This is a genomic window from Brevundimonas sp. UBA7506, from assembly GCF_002479495.1.
Classification (GTDB): domain Bacteria; phylum Pseudomonadota; class Alphaproteobacteria; order Caulobacterales; family Caulobacteraceae; genus Brevundimonas.
Genome location: NZ_DLNQ01000005.1, coordinates 620,228 through 638,299 on the forward strand (window position 1 = coordinate 620,228; position 18,072 = coordinate 638,299).

An 18,072-nucleotide genomic window follows, 5' to 3' on the forward strand; every position below is an offset into this window, starting at 1 on the left:
GGTCAGGCGTCCTCGCCGTCAGGTCAGGGGCGCGGCGCGCCCTTGAGCTGCAGATAGGCGGCCGAGAAGGGTGCGTACATGATGACGATCTGAGCCGCCGTCATGACGGCGTTGACGACCAGCGACACGGCCAGCATGGGCCCCAAGGCGCTGAGCAGGCTGGGGACGCTGGCGCCCTCCATGCCGACCATGCGCTCGGCCCCGCCGACCATCAGGCTGAGCGGCGCGGCCACGGCCGATCCCAGCAGGCCGACCAGCATGGCCATGACCCAGGCGATGACCGCCATGCCCAGCAGGGGCCAGAAAATTTTCTTGTCCGTCATGGCGAAGGCCGACTTCACAGCAATCCGCCCCTCGGCGAAGGTCGCCGGTACGACCAGGCTGAGCCGCACCGACAGCCAGATCACGACCGCCAGCACAGCCAGCGACAACAGGACCACAGCCAGCCACAGCGCCGGCGCGGCCACCGCCAGGGCGGCGACCAGGCTGATGATCATGAAGCCGACGAAGGTCGCGCCGAACATGATCAGGGTGACGATCAGGCTGGCGCCCAGCACCCGCAGCTCGTCCTTGCCAAGGCGCATGTAGCCGAACTTGCGATCCTCGGGCCGGATGACCGATCGGGCGATGGCCGTGCTGATCACGGCGCTGAAGAACAGGCCCAGAGGCACGGCCCAGGCGACGATGACGCCATAGGCCTGCATCAGCGGCTGCATGTCCTCGATCGACGGCTCGGTCTGTCCCTCCAACTGGGAGATCAGAGACATGATGGTGACGAAATGCGACCCCACCAGCAGGAAGAGCAGGCCGAAGAACACGGCGTAGGCCACGGCCCACAGCAGGACGGCGACGGGCGCGCGCCGCGTCAGGCGGAAGCCCTCAAAGGCGCAGTCGGTGGCGGAAAAGATCATGCGGTCGTCCTCGATTCCCGATCAGCCTAGCGCAACCGGACGCGCTTCGTCCTGCGGCGCTTGCGCCAGCAGCGATCGGCAGGCCTCGGCATAGGGCGCCATGATCACCGTGTTCAGGAAGCCCTGCAGCCACGACAGGGGTACGAAGGCCGCCAGGGCCCAGGGGATCAGCACACCCCAGTCGACCGTCGGCGGCGCGCCCTGCTCCAGCATGGCGGCCAGGCTGAAGACATTGATCCCGGCCAGCAGGAACAGGACCACGGCGACGATCACAAGCAGGGCCAATTCGATGGCGAGCACGACGACAACGATAGCCAGGCTCAGCCCCAGCAACCGCAGCACCTGCCCCTTCGACAGCTTCCAGCCCTGAACAAAGGCAAAGTCGCCCAGAGCCACGCTGGCCGGCATGATCAGACAGGCCCGCAGGATGACGCCCCAGACCGCCAGCCCGGCCGCAACCGCAACCAGCAGCCCCACGGCGACCGCCGCCGCCTCCGACACGAACCACAGCCCGGCCCCGACGGCGAAGGCGATCAGGGCGATCACGATGGCGGCGGCGTAGAAGCCGATGATCATGGCCAGGCCGACCACGGCGACCCGCACCTCGTCCATGCCGATCTTGAGGCCGGCGAAACGATCTGCACGCTCGGGGAACAGCACGGTCCGGAAGATGGCGGCGGTCACCACCACCCAGATCAGCATTTGCAGAATATTCGCCAGCCCCGACAGGGCCTGGAACTGCACCATCTGCTCTACAAAAGCGGCGGAGGGCTCTTCCGACGCCATGTCCGTCAGGGCCATGGCGCCGAACAGGCGCAGCATCAGCGCGCCCATCAGCAGCGACGGCGCCACCGACGCCACGCCCCACATCCAGACCCGCAAGGGGCGCCGTCGCGTCAGCCTGAAACCGGAGGCCAGGGCCTCGCCAATGGAAAACGCCGTGGTCATTGTGGGCTCCTCTTAAGCTTCGTCATACGCCAGACAGCGCCCGCTTCGCCACCCCGCCGCAATGACAGGCTGACGGAAGGCTCGCAGACCGCTAGAAGGCCGCCATGTCGAACGCAGCTTCCACTCCCAAACTCGTCCACGTCATCGGCGGCGGCCTCGCCGGCTCCGAAGCCGCCTGGCAGATCGCCCAGGCAGGTGTGCCCGTCATCCTGCATGAAATGCGCGGCGTGCCGGGCATCAAGACCGACGCCCACCAGACAGACGGTCTGGCCGAGCTGGTCTGCTCCAACTCCTTCCGTTCGGACGACTGGGAGTACAACGCCGTCGGCCTGCTGCACGCCGAGATGCGGGCGCTGGACTCCATCATCATGGAATGCGGCGACGCCCATCAGGTCCCGGCGGGCGGCGCCCTGGCCGTCGATCGCGACGGGTTCTCCCAGGCCGTGACGGCCAAACTGGAAGCCCACCCGCTGGTGACCATCGTGCGCGAGGAAATCGCCGGCCTGCCGCCGGAGGACTGGGACAATGTCATCGTCGCCACCGGCCCGCTGACCTCGCCCGCACTGGCCGACGCCATCCTGAAGATGACGGGCGAGGAAAGCCTCAGCTTCTTTGACGCCATCGCCCCGATCATCCACGCCGACAGCATCGACTTCGACATCGCCTGGCGTCAGTCGCGCTACGACAAGGAAGGCCCGGGCGGCGACGCCGCCGCCTACGTCAACTGCCCGATGGACAAGGAGCAGTACGACGCCTTCATCGACGCCCTGCTGGGCGGTCCCAAGGCCGAGTTCAAGGACTGGGAAAACGTCCCCTACTTCGACGGCTGCCTGCCGATCGAGGTCATGGCTGAGCGCGGCCGCGAGACCCTGCGCCACGGCCCGATGAAACCGGTCGGCCTGACCAATCCGCGCAACCCGACGGTCAAGGCCCACGCCATCGTCCAGCTGCGTCAGGACAATGCGCTGGGCACCCTGTTCAACATGGTCGGCTTCCAGACCAAGCTGAAGCACGGCGCGCAGGCCGAGACCTTCCGCATGATCCCGGGGCTGCAGAACGCCCAATTCGCGCGCCTCGGCGGCCTGCACCGCAACACCTACCTCAACAGCCCGCAACTTCTGGACAAGCAACTGCGCATGAAGGCCATGCCGCGCCTGCGCTTCGCCGGTCAGGTGACGGGGGTCGAGGGCTATGTCGAAAGCGCCGCCATGGGCCTGCTGACCGGTCGTCTGGCCGCCGCGCAAGCTCTCGGCCGCGACCTGTCGGCCCCGCCGCCGGAAACCGCCATGGGCGCCCTGGTCGAGCACATCACCGGCGGCCATCTGGAAGGCTCCAAGTTCCAGCCGATGAACATCAACTACGGCCTGCTGCCCCCGCTGGAAGCGCCCAAGGTCGACGACGACGGCAAGCGCATCCATCCCAAGGAACGCGGCCGCGCCAAGAAGCGTCTGCAGAGCATCCGCGCCATGGAGGCCCTGAAGGCCTGGCGCGACGCCTAAACCAAACGGCCGGGTCAGCTTAGCTTGGGCAGACCCGGCCGGAACTGCAACGTCATCAGACCCAGCCCCACCACGCCGACGCCCATCAGGACCCAGGCTCCCGTCAGGTCGGCCATATGGTCGCGCAGCAGGCCGGCGGCCAGCGGAGACAGGCTGGCGATGATGTAGCCGCCGCCCTGCACGAAGGCGAGCAGGTCGCCGGATCGGGCCGGGTCGTCGATCTGATCCATAGCCAGGATCAGGGTCAGGGGGAAGATGGCCCCGATGCCCAGCCCCATGACCACCACGACCGGAACCGCCAGGGTCACCGGCGCGACGACCAGCCCGGCCAGACCGATCAGGGCCAGGACCAGCGCCGTCAGGATCGGCCCACGCCGGTCAGGGAAGCGAGCGATCACCAGCGAGACGATGACGCCCGCCGCCACCTCGGCCCCGGTCATGCCGCTGAGCAGATAGCCCGCCGTCGCTCTCGCCTGCCCCAGGTCGACATAGAAGGGCGGCAGCCAGGCCAACACCAGGGTGTACGCCGATGTCCCCAGCCCCATGATCAGGATCAGGCACCACGCCCGGCCCTGCTTCCAGAAGGGGATCTCGGGGTGCGTCACCTCGACCACGGCTGACCGGTCCGGTTCCTCGGCCGCCGGATCACGCGCGGCCATCAGCCAGACGACCGCCGCGACAAAGGCCGGCGCGCTCCACAGCGCCAGGGTCCAGGCCCAGCCGACCGCCTCGGCCAAACCCGCCGCCGTGGCAGCCGCAATGGCCGCCCCGCCCATGATCCCGGTCGTGTAGACGGCCATCACCGTGCCGAACCGTGTCGGAAAGGCCCGCTTGATCACGACCGGCGCCAGGGCCTGGATCAGGGCCACGCCCACGCCGACGACCGCCGCGCTGGCGATCAGGCCCGCCGAGTCGCTCAGCGCCGCCCGCGCCAGACAGGCCCCGCCGATCAGCAGTGCGCCCAGCAGGATGCCGCGCCGCTCGCCCAGCCGCCGACGCAGCGGCCGGATCGACAGGGCCCCGAGACCAATCATCGCCACCGGCAGGGTCGTCAGCAAGCTGGCGGCGGTGGAATCCATCCCCGTCGCCCCCTCGATCAGGTCCAGCAGAGGCCCGACCGCCGCCATCGCCGGACGCAGGTTCAGCGCCAGGGAGAAGATGGCCGCCAGCAGCAGCAAGGACGCGCCGCGCGCCGGTTCGGCTTCGGACCGTGCGGTCATGAGAGGGGACTCCACTGGAATTTCGCGCTAGTCTCTCGACCTCAAGTATCTCGATGTCAAGATAACCCATGCCCGACAGAGCCTCTCGCGCCGCCGCCCAATGGGCCGTCCAGCGCCCCGACATGGATATGCTGCCGATGGAGGCGCTGGGCCGCCTGCATGAGGCCTCCATCCTGGTGGCACGCGAGCGCCAGGCGCCGCTTTACGCCCGTTACGGCCTGCAACAGGGCGAGTTCGACGCCCTGGCGACCCTGCGCCGCTCGGGCGCGCCTGAGGGCCTGACGCCGACCGCCCTGTTCGAGGCGGCGATGATGTCGTCCGGCGGCATGACGGCCCGCATCGACCGACTGGAGAAGGCCGGACTGGTCGAGCGCCGCCCCCACCCCACCGACCGCCGCGCCACCCTGGTGCGCCTGACCGACAAGGGCTTCGACCTGATCGAAACCATCATGCCCGAACACGAAGAAGCGGCGCGAGATATCCTCGCGCCGCTGTCGCTCGACGAGCAGAAGACCCTGAACGGCTTGCTGGCGCGCCTGATCGGCGGACTCTGCGACTAGACCCGGCCACGCAGCACCGCCCACAACAGGCGCAGCCGCTTCATCGGTTCCGGGTGATCGAATCCCGCCAGCGCGGCGTGGGCGGTCGCGGGAAAGGCGGCCGCGGGCAGATGTCTCAGCGCCCTGTTGGCGGCGGAGCGCAGCGCCCTCGCCTCGTCGGCTCGTCCCGTCTGCGAGAACGCCCACAGACGCCCGGCCTCAGCCACGGCCGCCTCATGCCCCTCGCCCGCCAGCATATGCGCGGCCACCTGCATGGGGCCGACATAGAAGGCGTCCAGGTCGTGCGGCTCGCCATGCACCCGGCCGATGTGGGCCTCGATCAGGGCGTCGAACGGCGCGCGGCCCAGCCCGTGGCGAGCAACCGCAGCGGTCAGGGCCTCCAGCACCGGATGGCCGACGCGCGGGGTATTGGAAAAGACGCCCTCCATCTGCTCGGCCCACCATGTGTAGCGCATCTCTGCCAGCATGGGCTGGGTGACGCGGGTGGGAATGGCCAGCAGCTCCGCCTCAAGGGCGTAGAGGGCGATCAGGTCCGCGCGCGCCTGAACATCCGCCACGAACCGGCTGGACAGCCAGCGGTCGGGGTCGGCGGCGCGGACCTGGGAGTCGAGATCAACAGTCATTCCGCAAGGCCATCGGCCATTGCGGCGGACGGTGCAAGCCTCAGCCGAACAGGGTCTGATACATCGCCATCGAGGTCAGCATCGGCAGCGACAGCAGCAGGTTGGTGCGGCTGCCCAGCATGGCGATGCGCGCGGCCTTGGCCTTCTTGTCGTCGTCCACGGCGACGATGCCCAGGGCCCGCTTCTGGTTCGGCCAGATCACGCCCCAGACGTTCAGGAACATGATGATGGCCAGCCAGACGCCGATCCCCATCAGGGTGAACTGCTGGTCGCCCGCGTTCAGGCCGCCGGCCAAGCCGAAGGTCAGCACCTCATGGGCGTAGACGTGGCCACGCGTGAACAGGACGGCGATCCCCGCCAGCACCGTCACCAGCGCCGACCAGCGGAACCAGAACAGGGCCTCGGGGGCGATGTGTTTGCTGACGGCGGGCTTCAGCTCGGCCGGGATCGCGGGCATGACCCGGATCTGCACGAAGTTGAAGTAGTAGAGCAGGCCGATCCACAGGATGCCGGCCACGACGTGCACCCAGCGGAAGGCCGCCTGGGCGAAGCCGAGATCGAAACCGCCCGGCGCGATGCGGCCGAAGGCGAAGATCATGACCCCCGCCAGCAGGATGCTGAGCAGGAAAGTCGTTCTGAAATTGGAAAGCAGTTTGGCCATGCGCCCCTCCCCGGGTCGGAATCAGGAAGCGTGACCTTACTCCTCCCTCCCCGTCCGGGGGAAGGAGGAGCCTTTTCAGGTAGAAGCCGACCTTAGGGGCGGCTGGCCATGCCGAACTTGACCGGCTTGGCGTCCTCGTCGATGGAGCCGCCGCGCTTGACGCCCCACAGCAGGATGATCGGCGCGCCGACATAGATCGACGAATAGGTGCCGATGACGATGCCGACCATCAGCACGATGGAGAAGCCGAACAGGGCCTCGCCGCCATACAGAGCCAGGACCGCCAGAACGCCGACGGCGGTGACGCCGGTGATGATGGTCCGGGACAGGGTCTCGTTCAGCGAGAGGTCGATCACCTCGCGCAGAGGCATGGTCTTGTACTTGCGCAGGTTTTCGCGAAGACGGTCGAACACCACGACGGTGTCGTTCATCGAATAGCCGATGACGGTCAGAATGGCCGCCACGGTGTTCAGGCTGAACTCGAACCGGAACAGGACGATCAGGCCGAAGGTCAGGATCAGGTCGTGCACCAGGCCGGCCACGGCGCCGAAGCCGAACTGCGGCTCGAACCGGAACCAGATGTAGATAAACATCAGCACGATGGCTGCGCCCAGGGCCAGAAGGCCGCTGGTGAACAGCTCGCCCGAGACCTTGGAGCCGACGACGCTGACGCCCGAGTACTTCACCTCGCCGACCGCTTCGTCGATCGCCTTCTCGACCCGAGCGACGACGGCGCTCTGGCCTTCGTCCTCGGGGATCTGGAAGCGGACGATGGCGCTGGCGGCGCTGTCGATGCCCTGGACCTGGACGTCGCCAAGACCGAGTTCGCTGACGGCGCCGCGAACCTTGTCCAGTTCAAGCGTCTGACCGGCGGGCTTGGACACTTCCATCGAGGCGCCGCCCCGGAAGTCGATGCCCAGGTTCAGACCCGGATAGAAACAGCCGACGATCGCGGCCACGCAAAGGATCACCGAGATCACGCCCGCGATGGGCGCATATTTGACGAACCGGAAGTTCGTCTTCTGCGGAAGCAGTTTGATGAGGGGCCATCCACGCATCGCCATCACTCCGCGATCGGCAGTTTCTTGGGCTTGGCGATCTTGAGCCAATACCCGAGCAGCACCTGGGCGACCATCACCGAGGAGAACATGGAGGTGAAGACGCCGATGGTCAGCGTCCAGGCGAAGCCGCGCACGGGCCCCGCGCCGAACATGAACATGATCAGCGCCGCCACAAGGGTGGTCAGGTTGGCGTCGACGATCGTGCCCATGGCCTTGTTGAAGCCGGCGTCCATCGAGGCGATGACCGAACGACCGGCCCGCGCTTCGTCACGCATCCGCTCGTAGATCAGCACGTTGGCGTCCACGGCCACGGCGAAGGTCAGCACCAGACCGGCGATGCCCGGCAGGGTCAGGGTCGCGCCGAACAGCGACATGGCCGCGATGATCAGGATGCCGTTGAGGATCAGTCCCAGCACCGACACGCCGCCGAACAGGAAGCCGTAGGCGCCGATCATGAAGACGCAGATCAGGATGAAGCCGATGATGGTCGAAACCATGCCGGCCTGCACGGCGTCAGCGCCCAGTTCGGCGGTGACGACGCGACGTTCCTCGACCTTCAGCGGCGCCGGCAGGGCGCCCCCGTTCAGCAGGTTCACCAGTTCGGCGGCCGACTGGATCGAGAAGCTTCCGGTGATCTGGCCCGTGCCGCCGGTGATGGCGCCCTGAATCGTCGGGGCCGAAATCACCTTGCCGTCCAGGATGATGGCGAAGGGTTTGCCGATGTTCTGGGCGGTGGCTTCGCCGAAGCGGCGCGCGCCCTGCCCGTCAAAGCGGAAATCGATGGCCGGGCGGCCGTTCTGATCCGAACCGACGCCGGCGCGGGTCAGGTTTTCACCCGACACCAGAATGCGTTTCTTGACCAGATAGGGCGTGCCCTGATCGTCGGTCAGCAGTTCGGCGTCCGGCGGCACGCGGCCGGCCATGGCGTCCTGCAGGCCATTGGTCGAGGTGTCGACCATCTGGAACGTCAGTTGGGCCGTCCGGCCGACCAGACGCTCCAGCTCGGCAGGGTCGCTCTGGCCCGGCGCCTGGACCACTATGCGGTCAGCGCCCTGACGGGTGATGGCGATTTCCTTGGTGCCCGAGCTGTCCAGACGACGGCGCACGACCTCGATGGACTGATCCACCGCCGACGCGCCCATACCGTTCAGCGTGGCGTCGGTGAAGGCGAAGCGAATACGGTTGCCGCTGAGACGCGTGGCCGTGCGGTCCGGCTGGCCGGTCGCGGCCACGCCCGTCTGCGCCAGGTTACGCAATTCGGTGAAGGCCGTGTCGAACTGGCCGGGGTCGGTGATCGTGACCACGACGCCGCCAGCTTCGCGCTGCATGGCGCCGATGTTGATCTGCTGTTCGCGCAGGGCGACCCGCACGTCTTCCATCAGATTGGTGACGCGCTTGTTACGCATCTCCGGAACGTCGACCTCGAGCAGGAGGTAGGAGCCCCCCTGGAGGTCGAGGCCCAGGTTCAGGCCGTTCTTGGGCAGCCAGCCGGGCAGCGCGTCGCGCTGCGCCTGGCTGAGCACGCTCGGGAAGGCCAGCAGCAGCCCGACAACGAGCGACAGCACGACCAGGGTGACTTTCCAGCGCGCTAGCTGAATCATGTCAGGGCTCTATTTCGGGCGGGCGTCAGCGGCGAGAAGCCGCTCAGCCCTTGTCGTTGGCGGCGATGGCGGTGCGGTTGCGCACCTCGGCGATCATCGCCTTGACCACGCGGACGTTCACGCCCTGCGAGATCTCGACCATGGCCTCGGCGTCTTCAACGCGGGTCACCTTGCCGACCATGCCGTTCGACAGGACGACCTCGTCGCCGCGCTTGACGCCGGCGATCAGGGCCTGGTGAGCCTTCATCCGCTTTTGCTGCGGGCGGATCATCAAGAAGTAGAACAGGATGAAGATCGCGACGATCGGCGCGATCTGCACCACGATGGCCATCAGGCCGCCTTCGGAACCAGTAGGCATGGAAACTCCCCGAACCGGGCCGACCTTGAACGGGGGCCCCATAAGAAATTGAGGCGCGGAACCTAGGGTGAGCCGTGCCGATTTGCAACGCGGCCTAATGCCGAGGCGTCACAGGCGATGCCGCCCGGACACGCCGGGCGGATCATGTTCAGCGCGGCAGAACGATCAAGGGATCGACAGCGACCGGATCATCGCCGCGCATCTGGCGCGTCTCGAAGTGGATCGAGGGCCGTCCGTCGCCCGCCGTCAGGCCCACCGTGCCGATAGCCTGGCCCGCGCGAACCTCGGCGCCGTCACGCACCGTCGCCGAGCCCAGATGGCCATAGACCGTGCGCCACCCGTCGCGGTGAATGATCAAAATCGTCAGCCCCTGCCCCGGCAGATCGTCGCCCACATAGGCCACCCGTCCCGCTGCGACGGCCTTGACCTCGGTCCCGGCCGAGGCGCCGATATTGATGCCGTTGTTCCGCTCGCCCATGCCGACCGGGCCGAAGCGACGCAGGATGTCGCCGCGCACCGGCCACTGCATCACCAGGGCCTGCCCTACGGCCGCGCCCTGCACCGGCGATGCCGGAGTCGAGGACGTAACCGCAGGCGCGCGCGACGGCGGCAGGGCCGCATTCCCGCTGGGCGGCGGGGGCGGCGGCGGCGCCACGCCGTTGTTGGGGGTCCGCACGCCCACGGGCGAAGCGCCTGTCGCATAGGGGTCGGAGCCGGTATCCACGGCGCTATCCGGCAGGACGATGCGCTGGCCCGAGGTGATGGCGCCGCGCGGCCCCAGGCCATTCAGGTCGATCAGGGTCTGGACGGGGGTCTGGAAGCGACGCCCCACGCCCGAAATGGTGTCGCCCGGCTGAATGACATAGGTCGCGCCCGGCATGCTGGTCGCGCCTGCAGCCGGCGGCGTCACAGTGATGGGTGCTCCGGTCGAGGGATAGGCCGGACCGCCGGCAGGCGGCAGACCGCCGCCTTCGATGCTGCCCGACGGGGCGCGCGGGCCCTGCTCCTCATAGGGACGCGCGGGCGGCGGGGTCTGCGGCTGCGACGGCTGGGCATAGTAGGGATTGTTGTTCGGATAGGCCCCCGGCTGCTGCGGCTGGGCCGGATAGCCGCCCTGACCGCCGACCGGCACGGGACGCGTCGAGTAGCGCGGCTCGTTCGGATAGGTCGAACACGCCGTGACCGTCAGCGCTCCGCCGACGACGACCGCCGCCCTGATCCAGCCCGTGAAGCCGCCCATGCGCCCCTCCTTCTTAACCTTGATTTGCCTTCGACCCCGGTGTGCCCCGGATGCGCGGCCAAGCCAACCCGCCAAACAGCGCCAAAGTGGGGCGGAAAGGTTAACCGCGCGCCGAAACGCGCGCCCCTACCCCTCCTTGGCCGTGCCTTCGACCAAGGGCACGAAGCGCACTTCGCACAGGCTTTCGCGGCGGAAGCTGCCGTCTTCCTGACCGGTATATCGGTTCAGCATCTGAACCGAACTGCGGCCCACCGGCGCCACCAGAATCCCGCCCGGCTTAAGTTGCTTCAGCAGTTCCGTCGGCTCGTGCGGCGAGGCCGCGGTCACCATGATCCGGTCAAAGGGCGCCTGTTCCAACCACCCTTGCCCGCCGTCGCCGTGGCGGGTGAAGACGTTGTCGACGCCCAGCAGCTTCAGCTTGTGCTCAGCCTCGGTCAGCAGGCTCTTGTAGCGTTCCACCGAATAGACGAAGCGCGCCAGGCGGCTGAGCACCGCGCACTGATAGCCGCTGCCGGTGCCGATCTCGAGCACGCGGTGACGCGGCTGAACGTCCAGCGCCTGGGTCATCAGGCCGACGATATAGGGCTGGCTGATCGTCTGGGCGCAGTCGATCGGCAAGGCCTGGTCTTCCCAGGCCTGGTCGAGGAACTTCTCGTGGACGAAAAGCGACCGGTCGATGGATTCCATCGCCTTCAGCACCCGCGCGTCGGTCACCCCCTGTCGCCGCAGCGACAGGATCAACCGGCCCGCGCGGTCGTCCGACAGGCTCATTTTTCCAGCGGTCCCTTGGGGGGCGCGCCGCCCAGCACCTTCTTGAGATCGTTGACGCTGCGCATGTGCGTCAGGTCGATATGCAGCGGCGTGACAGAGATGCGCCCCTCGTCCATGGCGCGCAGGTCCGTGCCCTCGGCGTGTTCCTGCGGCGCGCCGCGGAAGGCCATCCAGTAGTAGTCGCGACCGCGCAGATCAGTGCGGCGGATGGCGTGCATTTCGCCGATATCGCGGAAGCCCTGCTTCGTCACCTCGACCGCCTTGACCAGTTCCGGCGGCAGCTTGGGGAAGTTGACGTTCATGACCACGCCGTCCTCCCACTTCTGCTCCAGCAGCCTGGCGATGATGCCGGGGGCGAAGGCCTCGGCCGTCTCCCAATGCGCTGTCACGTCGTCGTGGAAACGTTCCAGCGACTGCGACAGGGCGATGGAGCGGATGCCGAAGGCCATGCCCTGAAGCGCGCCGGCCACCGTGCCGGAATAGCTGACGTCCTCGCCGACGTTATGGCCGCGATTGACCCCCGACAGCACCAAATCGGGCTTCTCGGGCATCAGGTCGTTGACCGCCAGGATGACGCAGTCGGTCGGCGTCCCGGTCACGGCGAAGCGCTTGTCGCCCAACTGGTTGACCCGCAGCGGCTCGGTCAGGGTGATCCCCCGCCCCTTGGCCGACTGCTCGGTCTGGGGCGCGACGACCCAGACGTCGTCCGACAGGGTGCGCGCGATCTTTTCAAGACATTCAAGGCCTTCCGCCTCGATGCCGTCGTCGTTGGTCAGAAGGATACGCATTACCTGGAAACCGAACCCACCGTGGTCAGGCCGCCCATATAGGGCAGCAGCGCAGCCGGCACGGCGATCGAGCCGTCCTCCTGCTGATAGTTCTCCATCACCGCGACCAGGGTGCGGCCGACCGCCAGGCCCGAGCCGTTCAGGGTGTGCAGGAACTCGGTCTTCTTCTCGCCCGCGCGCTTGAACCGGGCGTCCATGCGCCGGGCCTGGAAGTCGCCGCAGTTCGAGCAGGAGCTGATCTCGCGATAGGTGTTCTGCGACGGCAGCCAGACCTCGAGGTCATAGGTCTTCTGCGCCGAGAAGCCCATGTCGCCCTTGCACAGCAGCACCTTGCGATAGGGCAGCTCCAGCGCCTGTAGCACCGCCTCGGCGCAAGCAGTCATGCGCTCATGCTCGGCCTCCGAGTCCTCGGGACGGCAGATGGAGACCATCTCGACCTTGGAGAACTGGTGCTGGCGGATCAGGCCGCGCGTATCGCGCCCCGCCGACCCGGCCTCGGCCCGGAAGCAGGGCGTCAGGGCCGTCAGACGCACGGGCTCCGCCACCTCGTCTTCGCCCAGGATCTGCTCGCGCACGAGGTTGGTCAGGGAGACTTCGGCGGTGGGGATCAGAAGATGCTCGCCCGCGCGGAACAGGTCTTCCTCAAACTTCGGCAGCTGGCCCGTGCCGAACATGGCGTCGTCCTTGACCATGTAAGGCGGCGCGACTTCCAGATAACCGTGCGTGTCGGTCTGCAGGTCCAGCATGAACTGGCCGATGGCGCGCTCCAGACGCGCAAGCTGGCCTTTCAGCACGGCGAAGCGCGAGCCGGACATTTTCGCGGCGGCTTCAAAGTCCAGCAGGCCCAGGGCCTCGCCCAGGTCGGCGTGATCCTTGGCCGGACCCGTCGTGCGGGGCTCGCCCCACTTCAGGACCTCGACATTGTCGTTCTCGTCCGCGCCGTCCGGCACGTCAGCGGCGGCCAGGTTCTTGAGGCCCGCCAGCAGGTCGCGCAGCTCGGCGCCCTTGGCGGCTTCGGCCTCGCCCGCCTCGGCGATGTCGGTCTTCAGGGTTTCGACCTCGGCCTTCAGCCGATCGGCCTCGGCCATGTCCTTCTTGCCCATGGCGGCGCCGATGGCCTTGGAGGCGGCGTTGCGCTTGGCCAGGGCTTCCTGAGCCGTCGTCTGGGCGGCGCGCAGATCCACGTCCAGCGCCAAGATGCGGGCAACGACGTCGGCGGCGTCCTCCACCCCGCGGGACGACCAGCCGGCGACGAAGGCTTCGGGGTTGTCGCGGATGGCTCTGATGTCGTGCATGGCGTCAATCTTCGGACGTTCGAGAAGAAGCCGAAGGCTGTAACGCCCCGAGCGGAGTCGGGCAAACCCCTAAGCGCCGCACCGGCCCACTTCGCCGCCTCTCCGCGTCATCCCGGAAGCGGCGAAGCCGCTGTCCGGGACCGCCAAAAACCCCGCCGTCCAGATCGCCAAGCCCCCGCCCCCCGCGCCTTGGGCGGTCCCGGATCGCCTCTGCGAGGCGTCCGGGATGACGGTTAGGGGTCAGCGCTTCGCCGTCACCTTGATCTCCACGCCAATCGCCTTGGACACCCAATCGCCGCCCGCGTCGGACATCATGCCGAGGTCCAGCGCTGTGCGGTCCAGCTCCAGCTTGCCGGATACGGTCGCTACACCGTTCGCCTCTTCAAAGGTGAAGGGCAAGACCACCGGCACGGTCGTCGTCTTGATCCGCAGCGTCCCCGTCGCCTCATAGCGGTTTCCGCCCAGAGCCTTGAACGTCGCCGCCTCGAACCGCGCGGCCGGATAGGCGCTCGGGTCGAACCATTCGGCGCCGTTCAGGCTGCCTTCCTGGGTCGCGTCGCCGGTCCTGGCCGTGCCGGTCTTGACCAGAACCACGGCCTTCGACCCCGCCAGATCGGCCGGATCGAACCAGACCTGGCCCTCCCACTGCTCGAACCGCCCCTTGAAGGCCTTGCCCGCGTGGGTTCCGGTGAATTCGATGCTCGAGGCCGCCGGGTCGATGGTCCAGGCCGTCGCCGTCCCCGGCGTGACCGCTGCCTCGGCCTGAGCGGGCGCCGCTGCGGCCTGGGCCTGGGCCCCTGCCCCGTTCGTCAGAGGCGCCGGCTTGGCCGCGATGCCGCCCGCCACGGCCAGTGCGACGATGAAGCCCAGACCGGCCAGACGCTCGGTCCGGCGCAGCAGGGGCTTGGGCTCGGGCGCCGTGCGGCCCTCGCCGTGCTTCAGCGCCGGGATCATGTGAGCCAGAACCCCGTCGCGATTGATGAACTGGTGCTTCAGCGCCGCCCCGACATGCAGGACGATCAGCACGACCGCCCCCCAGGCCATCAGGCTGTGCGCCCCCATAGCCTGATAGGCCACGGCCCGACGCAGACCCGCCGCTGCCTCACCGATCAAGGGCAGGTGCGGCACGGTGAACAGGCCGAACCAGCTGGTCGCCACGGCCAGCGGCGTATCCGTCGCCACGGCCCAGCCCGCCGAGACATACACCCATCCTGTCAAAGGCAGGGCCAGCATCAACCCATAGAAGGCCGCATGGGTCGCCCGCGCCGCGAAGGTCTCCCAGGTCTTCATCTCCGCCGGCATCCCCGGCGTCCGGTGCGTCAGCCGCCAGACCAGCCGCAAGGCCGTCAGCGCCAGGATCAGAAAGCCGACCGACTTGTGGATCTGGAAAACCCGATAGGCCAGCGCCTGACTGCCCGGCTCGTTGATCGCATCGCTCATCCACCAGCCCATCGGGATCATGGCGATGATGGCGATCGCGATGGCCCAATGCAGGGCGATGGCGACGGGGGTGTAACGGCTGGCGGGCATCACAAACTCACAAAATACATCCGTCATCCCGGACGCTCTGCAAGAGCGATCCGGGCCCCAGACGGCAGAGCTCAGACGCCGTAGCCCTGAGCTCCTATCCGACGCCTGGGTCCCGGATCAGCCTGTCGGCTGTCCGGGATGACGGCAGAGGGGTCAGAGATCAGGCGGCCGGTGCGGCCGGAGCGACCTGCTGCAGGAACTCGGCGTCAAAGCGGATGGTGACCTCGTCGCCCACCGGGCCCAGCGCCATGCCAAAGTCCGTGCGCTTGAACTTGCCTTCAGCCGCGAAGCCGATGGTCGGGACCTGCATGAAGGGGTGCTTCTCGATCTCGCCGTTGAAGGTGGCGTCCAGCGTCACCGGCTTGGTCACGCCCAGGAAGGTCAGATCGCCCGTCACCTTGGCGGTGCGCGGACCGGTCAGCTCGACCTTGGTCGACTTGAAGGTGATCTGCGGGAAGGCGCCAGCGTTCAGGAAGTTCTTGTTCTTCGCAATGTCCTCGCTCCAGGTCTTGAAGCCCGAACCCGCGTGGGTGCCGGTGTAGTCGCCCGGATAGTTGGCGTCGACCGAGGCCGGATCGATGCTGACCTCGACCGAGCTGTTGGCCAGGTTGGCCGGGTCCAGCGTGATCTTGGCGTCGAACTTGTTGAAGCGGGCCGTGTAGTTCGAGATCGTATTGTGTGGCAGCGACCACTGCAGTGAAGCGTGGGTCGGGTCCATGACATAGACGCCGGCCGGGGCCTTCAGATCGACCGGAGCGGTCGAGGCGGCGTCAGCGGCGGGCGCGCCCGACTTGTCGGCGGCGGGGCTGCAGGCGGCCAGCAGGGCGGCGGCCGAGACAGCCAGGATGGCGGCTTTGATCTTCATGGGGAGGGACCTCGTTGGATGTTCAGGACTGGACACGAGGCCCAGAACGGTTGCTCTGTCCGTCGGCGCGCCGCTCGGACTGCAACAGTATAAGTTGCGATTACGGAGCTTCAAGCCCCGTTCGCTCAAAAATGCGGATTGAGGTGCGTCCCGCGCGTCGCCCGCCTATCTTGCGACTCACATGCCCATTCGCCGCCTCCCCCCCGAAACCGTCAATCGCATCGCCGCCGGCGAGGTGGTCGAACGCCCCGCCAGCGCCATCAAGGAGCTGGTCGAGAACGCGCTGGACGCGGGCGCATCGCGCGTCGAGATCCAGGCGGACGGTGGCGGTCTGACCCGCATCCTGATCGCCGACGACGGCAAGGGCATTCCGAAGGACGAACTGCCGCTGGCGGTCGAGCGCCACGCCACATCCAAGCTGGAGCCCGACGACGCGGGCGACGTGGACCTTTTGCGCATCCACACCCTCGGCTTCCGCGGCGAGGCCCTGCCCTCCATCGGCTCGGTCGCCCGCTTGACCATCACCACCCGCGCCCGCGATGAAGGCGAGGCTTGGGCTGTCACCGTGGACGGCGGCGACCAGCGCCCTGTGGCCCCCGCCGGATTCCCCGGCCCGCACGGCGCCCGGGTCGAGGTCCGCGACCTCTTCTACGCCACCCCCGCCCGGCTCAAGTTCATGAAGTCCGAGCGGTCCGAGGCCATGGCCATCTCGGAAGAGATCAAGCGTCAGGCCATGGCCCACGAAGCCGTCGCCTTCACCCTGTCGCTGGACGGCAAGGTGACGCTGCGCCTGCCTGCCGAACATCCGGGCTTCGAGGGCCGCCTGAAACGCCTCGGCGCCCTCTTGGGCCGCGACTTCGAGGCCAACGCCCTGCTGATCGACCAGGAGCGCGACGGCGTGCGCCTGTCGGGCTATGCGGGCCTGCCCACCTATTCGCGCGGCAATGCGGCGCACCAGTTCCTGTTCGTCAACGGCCGCCCGGTGCGCGACCGCCTGCTGCAGGGCGCCCTGCGCGGCGCCTATGCCGACTTCCTGGCCCGCGACCGGCATCCGGCGGCGGCGCTCTTCCTCGACATCGACCCGCTCTATGTCGATGTGAACGTCCACCCGGCGAAAGCAGAAGTCCGCTTCCGCGATCCGGCTCTGGTGCGCGGCCTGATCGTCGGCGCCCTGCGTCACGCCCTGCACGCGGCGGGTCACCGGGCCTCGACCACGGTCGCCGCCGACGCCCTGTCGGGCTTTCGTCCGCACACCGGAGAGGCCCTCTACAGCCCGACCTCGCCCACGGCCCAGTCGTTCGGCGCCGCCGCCCCCGGCTGGAGCGGCTGGCAGGGCTGGTCACAACCGGCCGCCGCCGCCCAGAATCTGCCCGGCCTCAACGAGCGCTCCGCCCGCGTCGAGCACACCTGGAGCGGAGAAGCCGCCGCCCCCAGCTTCCGCACCCTGGGCGAGATCCAGGCCGAGCACGCGGGCCAGATCGCGCCCGGCACCCAGACGCCGCCTGATCTGATCGACTACCCTCTCGGCGCCGCCCGCGCCCAGCTTCACGGCACCTATATCGTCGCCCAGACCCGCGACGGCCTGGTCGTCGTCGATCAGCACGCCGCCCACGAGCGCCTCGTCTATGAGCGGATGAAGACCCAGATGGCCACCGGCGCCGTCACCCGTCAGGCCCTGCTGACGCCCGAAGTGGTCGAACTGGACCCCGCCGAGGCCGACCGCGTCGCCGCCAAGGCCGAGGAACTGGCCGAGATGGGTCTGATCGTAGAGGCTTTCGGCGTCGGCGCGGTTCTGGTGCGCGAAACCCCCGCCCTGCTCGGCGACACCGATGTTCAGGGCCTGATCCGCGACATCGCCGACGACCTGTCGGAGCACGGCGCCGCCCTGTCACTGAAGGAGCGCATGGCCGAGGTCTGCGGCACCATGGCCTGCCACGGCAGCGTCCGCGCCGGCCGCGTCCTGTCCGCCCCCGAAATGAACGCCCTGCTTCGCCAGATGGAGGCCACGCCCCACTCCGGCCAGTGCAACCACGGCCGCCCGACCTATGTGGAGCTGAAACTCAACGACCTCGAAAAGCTGTTCGGGCGTAGGTGATCCGGCCCACACAAACCCGCTCATCCCGGCGAAGGCCGGGACCCAG

Annotated in this window: 17 protein-coding genes; 3 read left to right on the forward strand and 14 right to left on the reverse strand. The window is 68.0% G+C overall.

All coding sequences use genetic code 11. From position 1 onward, the window contains the following. Positions 1 to 23: 23 nt before the first annotated feature. Together B3K53_RS04860 and B3K53_RS04865 are read right to left on the reverse strand one after the other, a co-directional pair. Entirely contained in the window at positions 24 to 911 is an 888-nt protein-coding gene (locus B3K53_RS04860) for a hypothetical protein (protein WP_292082972.1), read from the reverse strand. 21 nt (positions 912 to 932) lie between these two features. After that, positions 933 to 1,859, reverse strand: a complete 927-nt coding sequence (locus tag B3K53_RS04865; RefSeq protein WP_292082973.1) for a hypothetical protein — start codon at positions 1,857 to 1,859, stop codon at positions 933 to 935. Positions 1,860 to 1,963: 104 nt separating this feature from the next. Here B3K53_RS04865 and trmFO point away from each other — a divergent pair, with 104 nt between their 5' ends. Then, entirely contained in the window at positions 1,964 to 3,358 is a 1,395-nt protein-coding gene (trmFO, locus tag B3K53_RS04870) for a methylenetetrahydrofolate--tRNA-(uracil(54)-C(5))-methyltransferase (FADH(2)-oxidizing) TrmFO (protein WP_292082974.1), read from the forward strand. Between the two features lie 14 nt (positions 3,359 to 3,372). Here trmFO and B3K53_RS04875 read toward each other — a convergent pair whose 3' ends face one another. Beyond that, positions 3,373 to 4,578: an MFS transporter gene (locus tag B3K53_RS04875; protein ID WP_292082975.1), complete on the reverse strand. Its 1,206-nt coding sequence runs from the start codon at positions 4,576 to 4,578 to the stop codon at positions 3,373 to 3,375. A gap of 68 nt (positions 4,579 to 4,646) precedes the next feature. Here B3K53_RS04875 and B3K53_RS04880 point away from each other — a divergent pair, with 68 nt between their 5' ends. Next, positions 4,647 to 5,138 carry a MarR family winged helix-turn-helix transcriptional regulator gene (locus B3K53_RS04880; protein ID WP_292082976.1) on the forward strand — a complete coding sequence of 164 codons (492 nt, stop codon included), beginning with the start codon at positions 4,647 to 4,649 and terminating at the stop codon, positions 5,136 to 5,138. Here the strand turns inward: B3K53_RS04880 and B3K53_RS04885 are convergent. The 11 genes from B3K53_RS04885 to B3K53_RS04935 all read right to left on the reverse strand — a co-directional run bounded on the left by B3K53_RS04885 (position 5,135) and on the right by B3K53_RS04935 (position 15,931). Next, on the reverse strand, positions 5,135 to 5,761 hold the full coding sequence (locus tag B3K53_RS04885; protein ID WP_292082977.1) for a squalene/phytoene synthase family protein: 627 nt from the start codon (positions 5,759 to 5,761) through the stop codon (positions 5,135 to 5,137). The two genes, B3K53_RS04880 and B3K53_RS04885, sit on opposite strands and share 4 nt — an antisense overlap. A gap of 40 nt (positions 5,762 to 5,801) precedes the next feature. Next, positions 5,802 to 6,422, reverse strand: coding sequence for a hypothetical protein (locus B3K53_RS04890; protein ID WP_292082979.1), 621 nt, complete (start codon positions 6,420 to 6,422; stop codon positions 5,802 to 5,804). 92 nt (positions 6,423 to 6,514) lie between these two features. Beyond that, positions 6,515 to 7,486 carry a protein translocase subunit SecF gene (secF, locus tag B3K53_RS04895; RefSeq protein WP_292082980.1) on the reverse strand — a complete coding sequence of 324 codons (972 nt, stop codon included), beginning with the start codon at positions 7,484 to 7,486 and terminating at the stop codon, positions 6,515 to 6,517. Further along, positions 7,486 to 9,084 carry a protein translocase subunit SecD gene (gene secD, locus B3K53_RS04900; RefSeq protein ID WP_292082981.1) on the reverse strand — a complete coding sequence of 533 codons (1,599 nt, stop codon included), beginning with the start codon at positions 9,082 to 9,084 and terminating at the stop codon, positions 7,486 to 7,488. The genes secF and secD overlap by 1 nt, the downstream gene beginning before the upstream one ends. A 43-nt stretch (positions 9,085 to 9,127) precedes the next feature. Next, entirely contained in the window at positions 9,128 to 9,442 is a 315-nt protein-coding gene (gene yajC, locus B3K53_RS04905; RefSeq protein WP_292082982.1) for a preprotein translocase subunit YajC, read from the reverse strand. A gap of 148 nt (positions 9,443 to 9,590) precedes the next feature. Continuing rightward, positions 9,591 to 10,682 (reverse strand): peptidoglycan DD-metalloendopeptidase family protein, encoded by a 1,092-nt coding sequence (locus tag B3K53_RS04910; protein WP_292082983.1) that lies wholly within the window; start codon positions 10,680 to 10,682, stop codon positions 9,591 to 9,593. 126 nt (positions 10,683 to 10,808) lie between these two features. Further along, positions 10,809 to 11,453 (reverse strand): protein-L-isoaspartate(D-aspartate) O-methyltransferase, encoded by a 645-nt coding sequence (locus tag B3K53_RS04915; protein WP_292082984.1) that lies wholly within the window; start codon positions 11,451 to 11,453, stop codon positions 10,809 to 10,811. Further along, on the reverse strand, positions 11,450 to 12,241 hold the full coding sequence (gene surE, locus B3K53_RS04920) for a 5'/3'-nucleotidase SurE (protein WP_292082985.1): 792 nt from the start codon (positions 12,239 to 12,241) through the stop codon (positions 11,450 to 11,452). The genes B3K53_RS04915 and surE overlap by 4 nt, the downstream gene beginning before the upstream one ends. Continuing rightward, the gene (gene serS, locus B3K53_RS04925) at positions 12,241 to 13,536 is read right to left on the reverse strand and encodes a serine--tRNA ligase (RefSeq protein WP_292082986.1); all 1,296 of its coding nucleotides are present in this window, start codon (positions 13,534 to 13,536) and stop codon (positions 12,241 to 12,243) included. The genes surE and serS overlap by 1 nt, the downstream gene beginning before the upstream one ends. A 240-nt stretch (positions 13,537 to 13,776) precedes the next feature. Continuing rightward, the gene (locus B3K53_RS04930; RefSeq protein WP_292082987.1) at positions 13,777 to 15,066 is read right to left on the reverse strand and encodes a YceI family protein; all 1,290 of its coding nucleotides are present in this window, start codon (positions 15,064 to 15,066) and stop codon (positions 13,777 to 13,779) included. A 160-nt stretch (positions 15,067 to 15,226) separates the two neighbouring features. After that, a complete protein-coding gene (locus B3K53_RS04935) occupies positions 15,227 to 15,931 on the reverse strand; it encodes a YceI family protein (protein WP_292082988.1) in 705 nt (234 codons plus the stop codon). A gap of 181 nt (positions 15,932 to 16,112) precedes the next feature. On the opposite strand from B3K53_RS04935, the gene mutL reads away from it, so the two are divergent. Beyond that, positions 16,113 to 18,026, forward strand: coding sequence for a DNA mismatch repair endonuclease MutL (gene mutL, locus B3K53_RS04940; RefSeq protein WP_292082989.1), 1,914 nt, complete (start codon positions 16,113 to 16,115; stop codon positions 18,024 to 18,026). The last annotated feature ends 46 nt before the right edge of the window (positions 18,027 to 18,072 follow it).

What these genes read in the sequence shown, in the direction of transcription:
- yajC (WP_292082982.1), bottom strand. Translation starts at nt 9,442, where the DNA reads ATGCCTACTGGTTCCGAAGGCGGCCTGATGGCCATCGTGGTGCAGATC.
- secF (WP_292082980.1), bottom strand. Translation starts at nt 7,486, where the DNA reads ATGGCGATGCGTGGATGGCCCCTCATCAAACTGCTTCCGCAGAAGACG.
- B3K53_RS04865 (WP_292082973.1), bottom strand. Translation starts at nt 1,859, where the DNA reads ATGACCACGGCGTTTTCCATTGGCGAGGCCCTGGCCTCCGGTTTCAGG.
- B3K53_RS04935 (WP_292082988.1), bottom strand. Translation starts at nt 15,931, where the DNA reads ATGAAGATCAAAGCCGCCATCCTGGCTGTCTCGGCCGCCGCCCTGCTG.
- mutL (WP_292082989.1), top strand. Translation starts at nt 16,113, where the DNA reads ATGCCCATTCGCCGCCTCCCCCCCGAAACCGTCAATCGCATCGCCGCC.
- serS (WP_292082986.1), bottom strand. Translation starts at nt 13,536, where the DNA reads ATGCACGACATCAGAGCCATCCGCGACAACCCCGAAGCCTTCGTCGCC.
- B3K53_RS04915 (WP_292082984.1), bottom strand. Translation starts at nt 11,453, where the DNA reads ATGAGCCTGTCGGACGACCGCGCGGGCCGGTTGATCCTGTCGCTGCGG.
- B3K53_RS04885 (WP_292082977.1), bottom strand. Translation starts at nt 5,761, where the DNA reads ATGACTGTTGATCTCGACTCCCAGGTCCGCGCCGCCGACCCCGACCGC.
- B3K53_RS04860 (WP_292082972.1), bottom strand. Translation starts at nt 911, where the DNA reads ATGATCTTTTCCGCCACCGACTGCGCCTTTGAGGGCTTCCGCCTGACG.
- B3K53_RS04880 (WP_292082976.1), top strand. Translation starts at nt 4,647, where the DNA reads ATGCCCGACAGAGCCTCTCGCGCCGCCGCCCAATGGGCCGTCCAGCGC.
- B3K53_RS04910 (WP_292082983.1), bottom strand. Translation starts at nt 10,682, where the DNA reads ATGGGCGGCTTCACGGGCTGGATCAGGGCGGCGGTCGTCGTCGGCGGA.
- trmFO (WP_292082974.1), top strand. Translation starts at nt 1,964, where the DNA reads ATGTCGAACGCAGCTTCCACTCCCAAACTCGTCCACGTCATCGGCGGC.
- secD (WP_292082981.1), bottom strand. Translation starts at nt 9,084, where the DNA reads ATGATTCAGCTAGCGCGCTGGAAAGTCACCCTGGTCGTGCTGTCGCTC.
- B3K53_RS04930 (WP_292082987.1), bottom strand. Translation starts at nt 15,066, where the DNA reads ATGCCCGCCAGCCGTTACACCCCCGTCGCCATCGCCCTGCATTGGGCC.
- B3K53_RS04875 (WP_292082975.1), bottom strand. Translation starts at nt 4,578, where the DNA reads ATGACCGCACGGTCCGAAGCCGAACCGGCGCGCGGCGCGTCCTTGCTG.
- surE (WP_292082985.1), bottom strand. Translation starts at nt 12,241, where the DNA reads ATGCGTATCCTTCTGACCAACGACGACGGCATCGAGGCGGAAGGCCTT.
- B3K53_RS04890 (WP_292082979.1), bottom strand. Translation starts at nt 6,422, where the DNA reads ATGGCCAAACTGCTTTCCAATTTCAGAACGACTTTCCTGCTCAGCATC.